This is a genomic window from Streptomyces sp. NPDC050704, from assembly GCF_040654355.1.
Taxonomy (GTDB): domain Bacteria; phylum Actinomycetota; class Actinomycetes; order Streptomycetales; family Streptomycetaceae; genus Streptomyces.
In genome coordinates this window covers 1-14,484 of sequence record NZ_JBFAHW010000073.1, presented here as the reverse complement: position 1 = coordinate 14,484, position 14,484 = coordinate 1, and the positions used below count along the sequence as shown (strand labels likewise).

Below are 14,484 nucleotides of genomic sequence, written 5' to 3'. Positions count from 1 at the left end.
GGAACTGGGTTACTGGCTGGTGGCCGTCCGTTCCTCGGGAGTGGCGGCCGGTGGGGCGCTGGTGTCGGTCCACCGTGGCCAGAAGCGGGCCAGGCAGACGAGGGAGAGCGCTGCGGAGGTACCGAGCATGATCAGGACCGCGGTGCTGCCCCACGCCCCCTGCACCATCGGAATGAGCAAGGGTGCGAGCAGGACGGTCGCACCGCCCATGAGGTTGAACAGGCCCTCGGCCCGCCCCACGAACTCGGACGGCAGATACTTCACGATGATCATCGCGGACACCGCCGTCATGGCCGAGCGCACGGTGAAGAACGCGACCATGCACGCCATGAAACTCCATGCCGAGGGCAGCGCCATGAGGAACAGCGCGCCCGTCATGACGATGGCGGAGGCGGCCAGGACCACCCGGGGACGGGTCCGCGCACGCGCCGCGATGTAGACACTGCCGGCCAGGGCCCCCAGGTTGGCGATCGCCTGAGCCGCGCTGACTCCGCTGGCCGCGATGTGCCAGTGGTCGCGCAGGTACCACACCATGAAGGAGAGGACGCCGATACCGCTGACGAAATGCAGTGGCAGCGCGGTGAGCTGCACGTACCACACGCGTTTCTCGGCCCTGACGACGTGCCAGCCCTCGACGACCGACCGTGCCAGTCCTGGTCGCTTCTGCCCCGACGTATGCGTCCGGGCCGGCGGGTGAACGCCGATCAGCCAGACCACGATGGGCGCGAGGAATGTGGCCGCGTTGAACCACATCAGCCCCAGATACCCGACGAGACCGACCCCGGCGGCCACCAGCAGCGGACCGACGATGTTCGACGTCACGAACAGACTGCTGAGCACGGCTCTCGACCGAGCCGCGTTCTCGGGGAACATGCCCGGTACGCCCGTGATCCAGCCCATCCGGTATATCTCGCCGCCCAGTTGGATCATCGCGGTGAGACCGAACAGCACCCCGACGGAGACATGATCGGCCAGCACGACAAGGTTGAGCGACACGGCCCCGACGAGCTGCACCAGCAGACCGGGCACGACGAACACACGCGGCCCCCAGCGGTCCACTGCCGCCCCGAGCCACGGGCTGATCAACAGCATGGCCGGTGTGAGCGCCGCCAGCAGCGACATTGTCGCTAGTGAACCCGTCAACTCGTACGCGAACAGCGGGAGACCGACCTTGTACGCGGCCTCGCCCATGTTGTTGACGAAGTTCCCGGACGCGAAGATCACAAAGCGGCGATCCCGCCAGGGAGCCGGTTCCGTTTCGCCTGTTGCAGGTGAGGTCATTCGTCCGTTCGATCAGTAGGCGAGGGCACTGTGCCGGTCCAGCGTGTACGTGGCACTCCTGCGGGGCAGCCAGACGTCCTCCAGCTTCGCAAACGTGCCTTCCTCCGCCGGTTTGCTCAGCTGGTAGAGCGACAGAAGCCCGGTGCGACATCCGAGGAGAAGGAACGGCAGGCCCGCACCGTCACGAACGATCTTCAACGCCTTCGGGTAGTCGGGCAGATCCTCCATGAAGCCGACGAAGTCGTTGGCCTCGTAGGTGTACGCGGCCACTTGCATGCCGTACGAGCTGACGCAGACCAGGCCCTCGTTCACGACGGCGTTCTCGGGGGTGTTCGAGAGGAGATCTCTCCACGTTCGTGTCACGCCCTGCCCGATCGCGATCTCCTTGAGACCGCCTTCCCCGACGACATAGACGAAGCCGTCCTGCGCCCACATGCGTTTGGGGTACTGGCCCTGGTCGAGGCGCCATTTCGGTTCGCTCTGCCCCTGTCCGAAGACGGCGATGACGCCGTTCCGGGTGCCCAGCACGAGATCGCCGTCCGGCAGGTAGGTACCCGTCCACACGGGCAGGTCATCCACGCCCAGGGTCGCCAGTGTCTCGCCGGTGCCGGCATCCAGTTCCGTGGCACAGGCATTGCTCGCCACCAGCGCGCGCGAGCCGTCCGGGGAAACCTTGACGGTGTGCACCAGGGCGTCGGGCAGTGGCCTGCTCCACACCAGCTCTCCGCCCCGGCGGGAACGGAAGACCCGGCGGTCCCGGCTGATACCGATCCATCCGCCTTCGACGGCGGCGACGCGGCGGGTGAAACCGTAGCCCGTCACATGGTCTTCCAGGACGTGGAGGGTCGGCCCCGTCGCAGCCTGATGGACCTGGACGACCGCTACTCCCGAATCCGTGGCGCAGTACAGCACCGACGGGTCCTCGATCGAGGGCTGAATGTCCCAGACGGCCTGCCGGCGGAATCCCATGCCTTTGACAAATGAGCCATCGGCGGTCAGTTTGACGATCTCACCATCCTGGCACAGCACAAACACATCGCCGGCCGGCGTCACAGTGATGTCGGAGAGTTGATGAGAGAAGCCCGTGACCGTGTGTTCGATCCTCAGCTCCCGCGAGGAGTTGTCGAAGATATGGAGTTCTCCGTCGAACCCACCGGAATACGCCTTACTGAAGTCTGGCGAGAAGGCTACGAACTCCACGTCGTCGCGGGCGAAGAGAACCTCACCCTCTTTGACGCCGTCCGCCGTGACGACGACGACACCGTTGGCGATGTCCGAATTCTCACCCTCGCCGAAGTCCTGGGTGCACCAGAAGCGGTCGTGCCGGGCGTCGTAACGAACCCGATGGATGTTACCTTCGTCCAACTTTACGTGGTCCGGGAAATTCAGGTCGGCGAAATTCCCGAACCGCAGGGTTCCTTCTTTGTCTGATATTGCGTGAAGCGTCGGGTGTTCGGTGCACGCCCACTCCATGGGGCTGTGACCGAACATGCCAGGGCGGACCTCCAGGACGTCGAAGGTCTCCAGGTCGATCACCAGCATCTGGTGGTGATAACCGGCCGTGACGAAGACCCGACCATCCCAAACGCCGATGCCCCGGGCGCTGACCGGAGACGGCTCCTCTCCCTCGATCAGGGTGGCGGGATCGCACACTGTGGCCGGATCGAGGCGGTTCACCAGGTCCAGTGTGTCGAGGGACCACCGGAACACCGCCCCCATCCGGTCCCGTCCTATCACCCAGCGGCCGGCCACCACCAAGCCGTACAGCGGTCTGCCCTGCCGGACTCGGGGGGAGGAACGAACCACTCTCAGTTCTTCATTGAGGAGATGGACCCGACCGAAGGAGTCCGATACCACCAGGCCCTCTCCTTCGACCCAGATGATCCTCATAACACGATCCGTCAGCTCCATGGAAGCCCTCCAGGATTACCTTCGTCAAAGATGCGAGGGATCCATCCCCCATTTCGCCGGTCAGTCGGCCCGGGCCCACATTTAGGCAGGCCCGGGCCGACCGGTCGATTACTTGAGGTCGCGCACGTTGCGGCGAATCGGCTTCTTCATTTCGAAACACCCCCTCCCGCTTTCGACGGAACGATCGCTGCACAAGGAAACCTTGCGCAGAACTAAATCCTGAGCTTCTTCAATAATGAGCACAACACCACCGAGCGTGACCCACGTCACGTCTACGTGCGTTTAACCCTGAGGGATGACGACCGACCTGCGGAGATCCAGAAGTTACACGACGCAAGGAAGCGGGAGGGTGGCACAAATGGCTGATCTTCGCCCCTCGGCTTACGGGGGAGCGTTAGCCTGACGTGCGAGGATGCTTGAAGATCTTCCCAAATCGGAAATTCTGCCCAACTTCCATGATGGAGGCGACGCCGTGCCCCGGGACATTCCTGCCCAACTCTGGAAAATGGCCACTACAACGGTTGGGCTCGTGTCTGTCCGGCACGGCGACAACGTGAACGTCATGTCGGCCGAATGGGCATACTTCGTCAACAAGGATCCGCTGTACGTGGCTGTCGTGCTCAGCCCCCGTGCCACCTCCCGAAAGCTCATCGAGAGCACCGGGGAGTTCAGCCTCACCCTGTGTTCGGAGGACCAGCCGGAAATCGCGGATTTCGCGGGTAGCTTCTCACGGGACACGATTGACAAGACCGCCAGTGAACTCATCGCGTTCGGTGAGCCGGAGGTCGTCAGCAGCCCCTGGGTGGAGGGCGGCGTGGTGAGCCTGGAGTGCGTCCTGAGGGAAACCGTCCCCTTCCCCGTGCACACCATGTATGTCGGCGAAGCCTTGGCCGTCCACCTACCCGACAGGAAGCGCCGCCCACTGGTGAAGCACGGGGGGATGCACGCCCTCGGCGCACCATTGCGGCGCATGGCCGTTGTGGTGACCGCTCAAGTGGTCGCAGACGACGTGCTCAGGGTTGCCGCGACCGCGCCGGCGGTTGACGGAGCCGACGAATGGCGGGTGACCCTGCTGACGTCCGACGGGGAAACCGTCGACCTGGGCTGCCACCCCTCCGCCGAGTACGGGGACTTCCTTGTGGACCTTCCCCTTCCGATCGAGGCATCGAGACTCACCGGGAGCAGGGTCAAGGCCGAGCGTGACGGGGCGGAGCCCGGTTACGCCCGCCTCGGCGTGAGCCTGCGCTGATGGCCGGCGGGCTTCCCTCCACCGCACTGCGCGTGGGTCTCCTGCAGGCCAGGGCGAAACCCGGCGATGTGGAGGGCAACGCCCGCCGAGCGGCGGGCCTCCTGGACTCGATCCCCGCACCCGGAGTGCGTGTGGCCGTGTTGCCCGAACTCCATCTGTGCGCCTACGACTTGGACGCCCTGGACGCCGACCAGAAAGGCGGCACGGTCGCGGCGAACAGTGCGAACCGGGTGGACGACCTGCGGTTGGAGCCACTCCTGGACGCCGCGGTGCGCTCGGACACAACCGTACTGACGGGCGCGGCCGTCCGCAGAGCCGACGGGGCACTGACCAACTCGGTCCTGATGGTCGACCCGTCGGCCACGGTCTCGGTCGTGTACGACAAGGAGCACCTGTGGCAGCGGGATGAAGCTGCGCTGTTCACCGCGGGCCAGGGGGGTGGCGGCATGGTGCAGGTGGGCGACTGGCAGCTGGGAATCGCAATATGTTATGACATGTCATTCCCGGAGCATGCCAGGCAGGCAGCCCTCTCCGGCGCGCATGCATATCTCTGTCCGAGTGCCTTCGCCGCTGGAGCGGAGCATCGTGCCGCTGTCTATCTGGCCGCCCGGGCGCTGGAGAACACCGTTTACAGCGTCTTCACCAACCCTGTCGGCGGCCCGTCGAACCGCCCGACCGCCGGCGACAGCGCGGTGTTCGCACCTGATGGGACCCTCGTCGCCCGCGCCCAGCCCTCCGACAGCGAGCAGTCGGTCGTGGCCGAACTCGATCCCGGCCGCATCGAGCGGGTCCGCGGATTTCTGCACATGCTCGCCGAGGAGAAGGCCCTTCGACAGGTTCGGAGATCCGGTGACAGCTCGCCGCCGCCCTACTGACCCTGGACTCGTGTTGCCGTGAGAGCTGGCAGGGCTTGATCCTTAGTGGACACCCCCCGGGGTCACCCATTCCCCGATCCGCCCTTGTGCTTGCCATGTTCGTCCAACAACCGTTGCAGCTGCTGGGCGTACCTGGTGTCGGTCAGTAGCTCGACCAGTCGGTGCGCAGCCTCCTGGTCGGCGTCCAGGAAGCCGAGCCGCTGGCGCCACCGCTCCTGTAGCCGAGCTTCAACGGCGACGCGCCGGTCTCTCTCCGCGCCCGGCTCTCCAGCACGTCGGCAGCGGACTGCGAGAGCACCGTCAAAAGGATCGGGTGACGGCGCTGCGGCTCACGCCGGTTCCTGGCGGCGGTCAGCCGGCAGGCCCGTCAAGTCCAAGGTGTGGGCATCCAGCCCGCGCAGGAACCCCAGCTCACCCCTCAGCTTCGGCGTCAGCAGATGCCGCACCCGCTGACAGGTCTCCCGCCCGGCCTCCGCCCGCGCCGCGGCCACCCGCTCCAGCAGCTTCACCACCCCCCGGCCGCACCACCCGCGATTACGGGGACCCCGAAGACGCGGCCCCGTGGGCACGTGCTTGAGGAGAGGGCCGGTGCTCCAAGCGCCGGGGGACAGGACGCAGACGGTGGCCGCGGCGGTCATACGCGGGCTCCCGCCACGCCCAGTGGCGGGGTCCGGCAAACCCCCGCGGCGGAGTGTCGGGGCGTCACGGTTTGACGGTCCGTCCGTGGTTGGGCGGCTCATTCGTGGTTACCCGGAAGACAGACGAAAGTGGTTGAGCACGGCGGCGGTGCGAAGGCTCGGAATCCCGATGGCGGCACCCGGCAATCATGCTTGTCCGTGGGCTGGAGGCTACACGTGATGTCGGCGCTGTCGGTGGCGACTGTCAACGCCGCGGAACCTTTCGTTTCTCCGGTGAATTCACACAACGAATGGGATCCGCTGGAAGAGGTCATCGTCGGGTGTCTCGATGGCGCGACGATGCCCTCCAACCATCCGGTCGTAGCCTGCAACGTCCCCTCACGGGCGGCGCGGTTGCAGGGGCTCGCGGCCGGCTTCAAGTATCCGCGCGTACTGATCGAGCGGGCACAGCACGAGCTCGATCGGTTCATCGCTCTCCTGCAGTCCCTCGGTATCACGGTCAGACGTCCGGCCGCGGTCGACCACCGGCAACGCTTCGGCACTCCCGACTGGTCGTCACGCGGATTCTGCAACGCCTGCCCGCGAGACAGCATGCTCGTGATCGGTGACGAGATCATCGAGACCCCGATGGCATGGCCGTGCCGCTACTTCGAGACCCACGCCTATCGCCAGATCCTCAAGGACTACTTCCGGCGCGGCGCGCGCTGGACGGCGGCACCGAAGCCGCAGCTCACCGACGGACTGTTCGAGGCGGACTTCCGTACCCCCGAGCCAGGCGAGCCCATGCGCTACATCCTCACCGAGTTCGAGCCGGTATTCGACGCGGCGGATTTCGTGCGCGCGGGACGCGACCTGTTCGTCACGCGGAGCAACGTCACCAACCGGATGGGCATCGACTGGCTCCGCCGCCACCTGGGACCGGACTATCGCATCCACGAAATCGAGAGCCACTGCCGCACGCCCATGCACATCGACACGACATTCCTCCCGATCTCGCCCGGCAAGGTACTGGTCAATCCCGAATACGTCGACGTCGACCGGCTGCCCGACGTCCTGAATTCCTGGGACATCCTGATCGCCCCCGACCCCAACCCGATCGACGAGCGCTTGCTCAAGGTCACCTCGATGTGCGGCAAGTGGCTCAACATGAACATTCTCATGATCGACGAGAAGCGGGTCATCGCCGAGCGGCACCACACCGAAATGCTGCGCGCGCTTGAAGGATGGGGGTTCGAGCCGATCCCGTGCGACCTGCTGCACTACGCGCCGTTCGGCGGCTCATTCCACTGCGCGACACTCGATATCCGGCGTCGCGGCAAGCTCGAATCGTATGTCAACCGACCGGCGGCCCGGACCTGAGCTGCCGCACCGAGGCCGGCGCACTCCACACGCCACGGCCCTCGGCGAGCAGCGCTTTCAGTCCGGCCAGAGACGGTTCCAGCGGTGCGGTGCTGACTCCGGCCTCCCGGGAGGCGTTCATGATGTTGGCCAGCCCGACGAGCTGGACATCGAGCCCCTGGGTGAGCTGAGGCTCCGCGTCCCTGTCCAGGTCGGCGTCGACCTCCGCGGCGAACGCGGGCAGCAACTGAGCCATGTTCGTCAGCCAGGGGACGAGAAGTTCGGTGAAGCCGACCGCGGTGCCCTCCTTCTGCGAGGTGGCCATGGCGACCGAGTGGTGGAACCCGTCGAACATCAGGTTCAAGCCGCTCAACAACGCCAGGTCGTAGAGGGAGGCGAGACCCACCTCCGCGCCGAGGTACTTCGCCGCGCCGAGCACGTCGAGCGTTCCTCGGAGCGGGTCGAAGACCCGCTGCTCGCCGCTGTAGAGAATGAATGCCTCGGGTGTCGCGACGGTCGTCGGTACGGCCATGATGCCGCCGTCCAGATAGTCCGCCCCGTGTCCCGCCGCCCACTCGGCCATCTCGCCGGCCTGCACGGGAGTGCCGTTGGTGAGGTTGACGACGGTCCTGCCGTGCAGCTGCGGCGCCACCGGTTCCAGGGTCTCCCGCACGGCGCTGTAGTCCAGCAGGCAGACGACCACCAGCGGGCTCGCGGTCACCGCCTCGGCGACCGAACCGGCGCGGACCGCTCCCCGCGTGACAACCCCCTCTGCCTTGGCGGCAGTTCGGTTCCAGACAGTGACTGGCCGGCCCTCGGCCAAGAAGGCGTCGGCCAGGGCCCGGCCCATCTCTCCGAGCCCGACAACGGTCACTGGTGCTTCGCCGTTCACTGCTGCTCCTCTTCCTCGAGGTCTCCCATGACTGATCTCTCCTCACCCTTGTCGAGGTCCTGAGCTGCGACAAGTACGCACAAAAAAGTGGGTACTTACCAAGAGGTGCGCAGGGGAGGAGCTTCGGTGCCGACACGGAACCAGGACGCGGCCGTGTGCACCGATTCGACCGCCGCGGGCGCTTTCTTTTGGAAAGTGCACACCTTGAAGTAAGATACTGCTATGCCAGTGAGTAGAGACCAGGTGGTGCCGCAGTCGCTCGCGCCGGATGTCAATGCCGCGAGCTGCCCCTCACGGCTGGTCCTGGAGCACGTCACCAGCCGTTGGGGCGTCCTCGTGCTGGCCGTGCTCCTCGACGGCACCCACCGCTTCAGCGAGCTGCGCCGCGCCGTCGGTGGCGTCAGCGAGAAGATGCTCGCCCAGACCCTCCAGACCCTGGAGCGGGACGGCTTCGTACGCCGTGAGGCGTACCCCGTCATCCCGCCGCACGTCGACTACTCCCTCACCCCGCTCGGCGAGGAGGCCGGCCGCCAGGTCTGGTCGCTGGCCCGGTGGGTGGAAAGCCGCGTCCCCGATGTCATGCACGCCAGGGACACGTACGACAAGGGCAAGCAGGGCTAGCTCCCACGACGCCTGGGCAGCGCCCTGATCAACCTGGGCCCCGGCCCGTACGCACCGAGCCAGTGCAAGCTCTTCAGGGACTCGGCTCTCGACCTGCGCGCTGCGCTCGGTCGCCGACGAAATCGACCGCCGGGCCGAGCACCTGCTCGACATGGCCGCCGACTGCTGCGACTGCGCCGGTCCGGCCTGTCCGTGTACGGCCGCCTCGACGCCGAAGGCCGCAGACTGAAGTCGGCAGGGGCTGTCTCGCCGAGGTCGTCACCGAGGAGAACGCCGTCCCGGGAGGCTGCGGCCGTGCCACGCTGGAGGCCCACGGAGGGGCTCGGTGGCCTGGGGGCCGGAGCCGGCCGGTCTCGTCGGGTGCGCGCAGCCGATCCGGCCGGACTCCGTGGGTCCAAGGGCCGATGAGTTTCGCCGTGGTTGCCGGTCTGCATCCCCACACACCGCACTCGAGGAGAGAATCATGACCGCTACCTACACCTTCGACGTCTTTTCCAGCCTCGACGGTTTCGGTGCCGCCGGCGGCAACTGGACCGGCTACTGGGGCAAGCAGGGCCCCGAGCTCCTCGACCACCGCCTCGCCCTGTACGGCGAGGAGCAGCGGATGGTCTTCGGGGCCAACACGTATCGGGCGTTCGCGCAGATGCTGGCATCGAGCACCGAGGAGTCCGAGGTGCGTGACCCATGGGTCACGCGGATGAGGAGCCTGCCTGCAACGGTGGTGTCGACGACACTGGAAGGATCACTCGACTGGCCGGACGCGACCGTTGTGAGCGGTGACGCCGTCGACGTCGTCGCCCGGCTCAAGGAGGAGTCCGAGGTGCCGTTGCGCTCGCACGGCAGCCTGTCGATGAACCGGGCGCTGATGGCCGCCGGTCTCGTCGACCGCGTCCAGGTGACGCTCTTCCCTGTGATCACAGGTCAGACCGGAATGGACCCGATCTTCCAGGGTGCGGCCGACTTCGACCTCGAACTGATCGAGTGCCGGACGCTCGACAGCCACACCCAAGAGCTCATCTACCGGCCCACCCTGCATGTCTGAGTCCGCCCATGCATCCCCACCCTGTCAAGCAGCCAGGCCGTACGGTCCCTTCGTCAGCGACGAGCTCGTCGGCGGGCCGTCACGGACCGCCGCGAGTGTGCGCGATGTGGGTCCGGGGCCTCACGGGTGTACGGCGGTGACGAGCCAGTAGCGGCCGATCAGCCGCACACCGCTGTCGTCCTGATACGTACGGAAAGTGTCCACCGCGGCCTGCCGGGCGCGCTGCTCCGCCAGGGAATCGGCGTGCGCCTCGCGCAGCCAGTGGCGCAGCGGCCCGAAGCCGAAGAGGAAGCCGGCCGCGTCGTCGGCGTCCTCGCCCCAGTACTGGGGCTGTTCGATGCCCTCGATGGCCACGTTGTCGAAGCCGGCGTCGGCCAGGACCCGGCGAGTGTTGTCCGGGTCGGCGAAGGCGAGCGGGCTCGGGCCGGTGGACTGTGACAGATCCGGCAGCCGTACGTGCTCTCCGATCGCCGCGAAGACCGTGGACTGGTCCATGCGGTCGAAGTCCTGCGGGCAGACGAAGGCGAGGCGCCCGCCGGGGCGCAGGGCACGGGCGATGTTGTCGAAACCCTCGACCGGGTCGGCGAAGAACATGATGCCGAAGCGGCTGATGGCGATGTCGAATGCGGCCTTCTCGAAGTCGTACGCCTGCGCGTCGGCCTGTACGAAGTCCACGTTGTCGACGGATCCGGCGACGGCGCTCGCCCGGGCCCGCTCCAGCATGGGTGCCGACAGGTCGATGCCCAGGGCGTATGCGGCACGGCCTGCGGCGAGGCGGGTGGTATGCCCGTTGCCGCAGCCGATGTCGAGGACGCGGTCGGTCGGAGCGATGGCCGCGGCGTCGAGGAGCGGGATGTTGGCCCCGTCGTTGAGACCGTCGTAGCGGTCCTGGTGGTCGGCCCAGTACCGGCCCTCGTAGCCGTTCCAGGCCGCAGCCTGCTGTGAGTTCAGCACGTTGTCCGCACTGCGCGAGCCGGTCGACTCGTGTGGGTTGTCCGTCGGATCCGTCATACCTTCATGGTGACGCCGTCTTGCGCTCGGTGGACGGGATGGGGCCTGTTGATGAATCCCCTTGGAGAGATCCGACCTCGTCCACGCCGGGATGCTCGACCAGTGCACGACCGGCTTCGGGTCGAACAGGCCCCGCCCGGTACCGAGTTGGGTGTGACGGGCCGGATGGGCTCCGGTGTCGGGTCAGTTGGTGCCGACGTGAGGGCGGTTGGTGCCGGCGTCCGCGGTCAGCACTTGCCGTCCGACACCTGCATGCCCTTGTTGGGGCCTGCCGTACGGTTCACGATGCTCGGCACGCAACTGGCCGCATCGAGGCTGTGGGAGTAAGGGATGCTGACAGTGGTGTTGGACTGCGGGTTGGGGCCGGCGGGGTGGTTCTCGTCACCGGGGCTGGACCAGGTCACGTTGTCGAAGACGTTGCCGCTGACCTGCCAGTAACCGGCCGCGTCGGTGTAGAAGGTGCCCAGGACGTCCTTGGAGTCCTCGAAGTAGTTGTTGTCCACCTTGGCGCGGGCTCCGGCCCGGGAGTTGATGCCGGACTCGTTGAGTTTCACGTAGTGGTTGTTGTACATGTGGGCTGTACCGCCACGCAGCAGGGGAGCACGGGAGTCGATGTTCTCGTACCGGTTGTGGTGGTAGGTGATGAAGCTGTTCGAGACGTCGCTCTCACTCGACCCGACGAGGCCACCGCGGCCGGAGTTGCGCAGGATGCTGTAGGAGAGGGTCACGTACTGGGTGTTGTCCTTCATGTCGAAAAGACCGTCGAACCCCTGTGACTCCCCACCCGACGCTTCCAGGGTGGTGTGATCGACCCAGACGTTGCGGACGTTGCGCTCCATGCCGATGGCGTCACCGCCGTTGGACGTGGGGGAGCCCGACTTCTTGACGTTCCGGACGGTCACGTTCTGGATGATGATGTTGCGGGCGTCGCGCATGTGGATGCCCAACTGGTCGAAGACGGCGCCGCTGCCGACCCCGATGATCGTGATGTTGCTGACCTCCTTGAGCTCGATCACACCGGCGGCGGTGTTGCAGCTGTTGCCCGACACCTTGCTGGTGTTGCCGTGGTTGATGGTCCCCTGGACCTCGATGGTGATCGGGGTGCTGCTGCTGGCCCGGCCGCACAGGGCCGCATGGATCGCGGTTCCGGTGGTGGCCCGTACGGTCTGCCCGCCCGCGCCGCCGGTGGTCCCGCCGTTCTGGGTCGCGTAACCGGTGGCGCTACCGGTCGCTGCCGACGCCTCGGGCATCGACAGAACCGCACCGGTCGCGGCCGTAAGGGCCACCGTGGCCAGTGCCGCATGGAGCCGGAGTGCGACTGGTCGCCTCATCCTTGCCTCCCCATTCGTCGTTGAATGCTGGATTCGCTGCTACTTCCGTGGTCTTTTCGGCACATGAGCGCGACGATGCGGTTGGTTCGAGAACATGAATGGCGTGGCTGGCCGGATGTCGCATCGCAGGCGGAGCAAGCGCTTTCTTTGGAAGCTAAGGGCTTGCCGTGGACGCGTCAATAGACGCGTACTTGATCCTTATTCACGAACATGAACACCCGTGAGGTGTGACGAGGCCTGTCCGGACGGCCCTCACCTGCTGTGGGACAAGCCGTGCAGTACGGCTTCTCAGCTCCGTCTCAGGGGCAGAAGCGGCTACCGTGTCCGTGCCGCACGAAGGAGGCCCAACATGACGATCCAGCGGATGGACAACGTGCTCATCGTCGTCGACGACCTTGAGGCTGTCATTGCGTTCTTCGTCGAACTCGGCATGGAGCTCGAGGGTAAGGGGCCACTCGAATGGCGCGGGGCGGAGCGTGTCATCGGGCTCGATGACGTCCGGCAGGACATCGCCATGCTGCGGGTGCCGGACGGCCACGGGCGAGTGGAGCTGGCGAAGTTCCACAGGCCGAAGGCCATCACCCCCGAGCCGAAAGACGCGCCGGCGAACACGCTCGGCCTGCGTCGCATCATGTTTGCCGTCGACGACATCGAGGACGTCGTTGCCCGCCTGCGGGCCCACGGTGCCGAACTCGTCGGCGAGATCGTGCAGTACGAGAACATCTATCGGCTCTGCTACGTCCGCGGCCCCGAGGGCATCGTCGTCGGACTCGCCGAGGAGCTCAGCTGAAGCCCTCCGACGGGGCCGTGCACCCACAGGGCAGGTGGGCCCGGCCCGGCCTGGCCCCGCCTCAGCTGACTCGCGGCTACGGCGCATGTCGGCACGGCCCGAGGGTCCTCTTGAATCAGGGCTTGATGGGCTTGCACCGCATATCCGACCTGTAAGGTCGACACGCATGACAGCAGAGTCACCGGCGCAGACTGTGCAACGTTTGTTCCCGCTGCTCGCCGAGGGGAAGAGTGCGGAGGCGGCGGCGCTGTTCGCCGACTCGGTGTCGTTCTCGATCCCGCACCCGCCGGGCATTCCGTGGGTACCGGAGGTCGACTCGGCGGAGGGCATGCGGACGTTCTTCGAACTGCTGCAGATCCATGTGCAAGCCAAGGAGTTCGACCTCCGCCAGGTCATCGCCGAGGGCGACGATGTGGTGCTCATCGGGCGCATGATCTCCGAGGTCAAGAAGACGGGCCGGGACATCGACACCGCGTTCGCCCTGCACACCACGGTCCGGGACGGGCGGATCACCCGTTACCACCTCTACGAGGACAGCTACGCCGTTGCCAAGGCCTACTTCGGCGACTGATCCTCCGGCGGGCTCGCTCAGCTTGTCTTTCAACCTCTGGCCTCGAACGTCGCATCGCACGCGCTTGCTAGCCCGGGGACTCGCCGGACAGGCGGACGGCCCGGTGACCACGCCGGTGGACCTCACGCTGACGGCCGAGCATCGGCGCGGGCACGGCGCCATGTACGACGCGCTGAACAGCGGCAACGTCGATGTGCCGCGACTGCGGCAGGTATTGGCCGGATTGCCGCAGTCCGAGGCCGCCGACGGGCGTCTGGTCCTGGCGGTGGACGTCAACCACTGGCTCCGCCGGACGCGCCGACCAGCCCAGACCGCTTGTTCTGCCACGTCTACGGCCGCACCTCCTGGTGCCAGATCCTGGTGTCGGCGTACACCTGGACGCCCTGCGGCTGGGGCCAACCTCGATACGGGCGGTGCAGGTCACCGCCGTGGCGTCCTCGGTAGCGTTGGCGAACGTGTCGGCCACGGTCGGCGCCTCCTGGGAACTCGTCGGCGCCCGGTTGCCGTTACTCGGCGCCCAGACCGGCGTCGTCGACCTTGTCCTCGCCCTCGGCCTTGAGGACCTTGTTGAGCGGGGCGAGGTCGTAGATGCCCTTCAGGTCGGGCTTCTCCAGCAGGCCCGCCTTGACCGCGTGCTCCGCCTCGGTGCCGAGGGTCGCGGCCAGCGGATCGTCGAGGAAGGTGATGGACTTCCAGGCCGGGTCGATGACCTCGGCGGGCAGCGACTTGCCGGACTCCTCCTTGAGGGCCGTGTTGGCGGCCGCCTTGGCCTCCTCCGGGTTGGCGTTGATCCACTTGTTGGTCTTCACCGAGCCGCGCAGTACGGCCTCGACGACGTCCGGGTGCTCCTTGAGGAACTTCTGCGACACGATGATGTTCGTGATCACGAACTTCTTGTCCGGCCACAGGTCGGCCTCGTCGAGCAGCACCTTGC

The 14,484-nt window shown here is 66.6% G+C and carries 13 protein-coding genes and 3 pseudogenes; 8 read left to right on the top strand and 8 right to left on the bottom strand.

All coding sequences use genetic code 11. The features are described from left to right. Positions 1-9 precede the first annotated feature (9 nt). The gene (locus AB0I18_RS33915; protein WP_363109497.1) at positions 10-1,224 is read right to left on the bottom strand and encodes an MFS transporter; all 1,215 of its coding nucleotides are present in this window, start codon (positions 1,222-1,224) and stop codon (positions 10-12) included. 69 nt (positions 1,225-1,293) lie between these two features. Then, on the bottom strand, positions 1,294-3,192 hold the full coding sequence (locus AB0I18_RS33910; protein WP_363109496.1) for a WD40 repeat domain-containing protein: 1,899 nt from the start codon (positions 3,190-3,192) through the stop codon (positions 1,294-1,296). Between the two features lie 412 nt (positions 3,193-3,604). Between AB0I18_RS33910 and AB0I18_RS33905 the strand changes: the two genes are divergently transcribed. Both AB0I18_RS33905 and AB0I18_RS33900 read left to right on the top strand, forming a co-directional pair. Further along, a complete protein-coding gene (locus AB0I18_RS33905; protein WP_363109495.1) occupies positions 3,605-4,441 on the top strand; it encodes a flavin reductase family protein in 837 nt (278 codons plus the stop codon). After that, positions 4,441-5,316: a carbon-nitrogen hydrolase family protein gene (locus AB0I18_RS33900; RefSeq protein WP_363109494.1), complete on the top strand. Its 876-nt coding sequence runs from the start codon at positions 4,441-4,443 to the stop codon at positions 5,314-5,316. The genes AB0I18_RS33905 and AB0I18_RS33900 overlap by 1 nt, the downstream gene beginning before the upstream one ends. Positions 5,317-5,458: 142 nt before the next feature. Here the strand turns inward: AB0I18_RS33900 and AB0I18_RS33895 are convergent, their stop codons facing one another. Together AB0I18_RS33895 and AB0I18_RS33890 are read right to left on the bottom strand one after the other, a co-directional pair. Beyond that, a complete protein-coding gene (locus AB0I18_RS33895; protein ID WP_363109493.1) occupies positions 5,459-5,614 on the bottom strand; it encodes a hypothetical protein in 156 nt (51 codons plus the stop codon). A 31-nt stretch (positions 5,615-5,645) separates the two neighbouring features. Further along, a complete protein-coding gene (locus AB0I18_RS33890) occupies positions 5,646-5,828 on the bottom strand; it encodes a hypothetical protein (RefSeq protein ID WP_363109492.1) in 183 nt (60 codons plus the stop codon). A gap of 345 nt (positions 5,829-6,173) precedes the next feature. Here AB0I18_RS33890 and AB0I18_RS33885 point away from each other — a divergent pair, with 345 nt between their 5' ends. After that, positions 6,174-7,313 carry an amidinotransferase gene (locus AB0I18_RS33885; RefSeq protein ID WP_363109521.1) on the top strand — a complete coding sequence of 380 codons (1,140 nt, stop codon included), beginning with the start codon at positions 6,174-6,176 and terminating at the stop codon, positions 7,311-7,313. Here AB0I18_RS33885 and AB0I18_RS33880 read toward each other — a convergent pair. Continuing rightward, complete coding sequence (locus AB0I18_RS33880) at positions 7,288-8,184, bottom strand: NAD(P)-binding domain-containing protein (RefSeq protein ID WP_363109491.1); 897 nt, start codon at positions 8,182-8,184, stop codon at positions 7,288-7,290. The genes AB0I18_RS33885 and AB0I18_RS33880 overlap by 26 nt on opposite strands. 222 nt (positions 8,185-8,406) lie before the next feature. Here AB0I18_RS33880 and AB0I18_RS33875 point away from each other — a divergent pair, with 222 nt between their 5' ends. Together AB0I18_RS33875 and AB0I18_RS33870 are read left to right on the top strand one after the other, a co-directional pair. Beyond that, a complete protein-coding gene (locus tag AB0I18_RS33875; protein WP_363109490.1) occupies positions 8,407-8,805 on the top strand; it encodes a helix-turn-helix domain-containing protein in 399 nt (132 codons plus the stop codon). A 463-nt stretch (positions 8,806-9,268) separates the two neighbouring features. Continuing rightward, positions 9,269-9,847 (top strand): dihydrofolate reductase family protein, encoded by a 579-nt coding sequence (locus AB0I18_RS33870; protein ID WP_363109489.1) that lies wholly within the window; start codon positions 9,269-9,271, stop codon positions 9,845-9,847. A 120-nt stretch (positions 9,848-9,967) separates the two neighbouring features. On the opposite strand, the gene AB0I18_RS33865 is transcribed toward AB0I18_RS33870, so the two are convergent. Both AB0I18_RS33865 and AB0I18_RS33860 read right to left on the bottom strand, forming a co-directional pair. Further along, a complete protein-coding gene (locus tag AB0I18_RS33865; protein ID WP_363109488.1) occupies positions 9,968-10,858 on the bottom strand; it encodes a class I SAM-dependent methyltransferase in 891 nt (296 codons plus the stop codon). Between the two features lie 167 nt (positions 10,859-11,025). Then, positions 11,026-12,189 (bottom strand): annotated as a pseudogene (locus AB0I18_RS33860) (pectate lyase); the annotation flags it as partial. A 349-nt stretch (positions 12,190-12,538) separates the two neighbouring features. On the opposite strand from AB0I18_RS33860, the gene AB0I18_RS33855 reads away from it, so the two are divergent. From AB0I18_RS33855 to AB0I18_RS33845, 3 genes and pseudogenes are all read left to right on the top strand, one after another. Continuing rightward, positions 12,539-12,979 (top strand): VOC family protein, encoded by a 441-nt coding sequence (locus tag AB0I18_RS33855; RefSeq protein ID WP_363109487.1) that lies wholly within the window; start codon positions 12,539-12,541, stop codon positions 12,977-12,979. 166 nt (positions 12,980-13,145) lie between these two features. Further along, on the top strand, positions 13,146-13,550 hold the full coding sequence (locus AB0I18_RS33850) for a nuclear transport factor 2 family protein (RefSeq protein WP_363109486.1): 405 nt from the start codon (positions 13,146-13,148) through the stop codon (positions 13,548-13,550). A gap of 94 nt (positions 13,551-13,644) precedes the next feature. Beyond that, positions 13,645-13,948, top strand: a pseudogene (locus AB0I18_RS33845) (transposase); the annotation flags it as partial. Between the two features lie 108 nt (positions 13,949-14,056). Here AB0I18_RS33845 and AB0I18_RS33840 read toward each other — a convergent pair. Then, positions 14,057-14,484, bottom strand: a pseudogene (locus tag AB0I18_RS33840) (sulfate ABC transporter substrate-binding protein); the annotation flags it as partial.

What these genes read in the sequence shown, in the direction of transcription:
- AB0I18_RS33910 (WP_363109496.1), bottom strand. Translation starts at nt 3,192, where the DNA reads ATGGAGCTGACGGATCGTGTTATGAGGATCATCTGGGTCGAAGGAGAG.
- AB0I18_RS33905 (WP_363109495.1), top strand. Translation starts at nt 3,605, where the DNA reads ATGCTTGAAGATCTTCCCAAATCGGAAATTCTGCCCAACTTCCATGAT.
- AB0I18_RS33900 (WP_363109494.1), top strand. Translation starts at nt 4,441, where the DNA reads ATGGCCGGCGGGCTTCCCTCCACCGCACTGCGCGTGGGTCTCCTGCAG.
- AB0I18_RS33885 (WP_363109521.1), top strand. Translation starts at nt 6,174, where the DNA reads ATGTCGGCGCTGTCGGTGGCGACTGTCAACGCCGCGGAACCTTTCGTT.
- AB0I18_RS33875 (WP_363109490.1), top strand. Translation starts at nt 8,407, where the DNA reads ATGCCAGTGAGTAGAGACCAGGTGGTGCCGCAGTCGCTCGCGCCGGAT.
- AB0I18_RS33870 (WP_363109489.1), top strand. Translation starts at nt 9,269, where the DNA reads ATGACCGCTACCTACACCTTCGACGTCTTTTCCAGCCTCGACGGTTTC.
- AB0I18_RS33865 (WP_363109488.1), bottom strand. Translation starts at nt 10,858, where the DNA reads ATGACGGATCCGACGGACAACCCACACGAGTCGACCGGCTCGCGCAGT.
- AB0I18_RS33855 (WP_363109487.1), top strand. Translation starts at nt 12,539, where the DNA reads ATGACGATCCAGCGGATGGACAACGTGCTCATCGTCGTCGACGACCTT.
- AB0I18_RS33850 (WP_363109486.1), top strand. Translation starts at nt 13,146, where the DNA reads ATGACAGCAGAGTCACCGGCGCAGACTGTGCAACGTTTGTTCCCGCTG.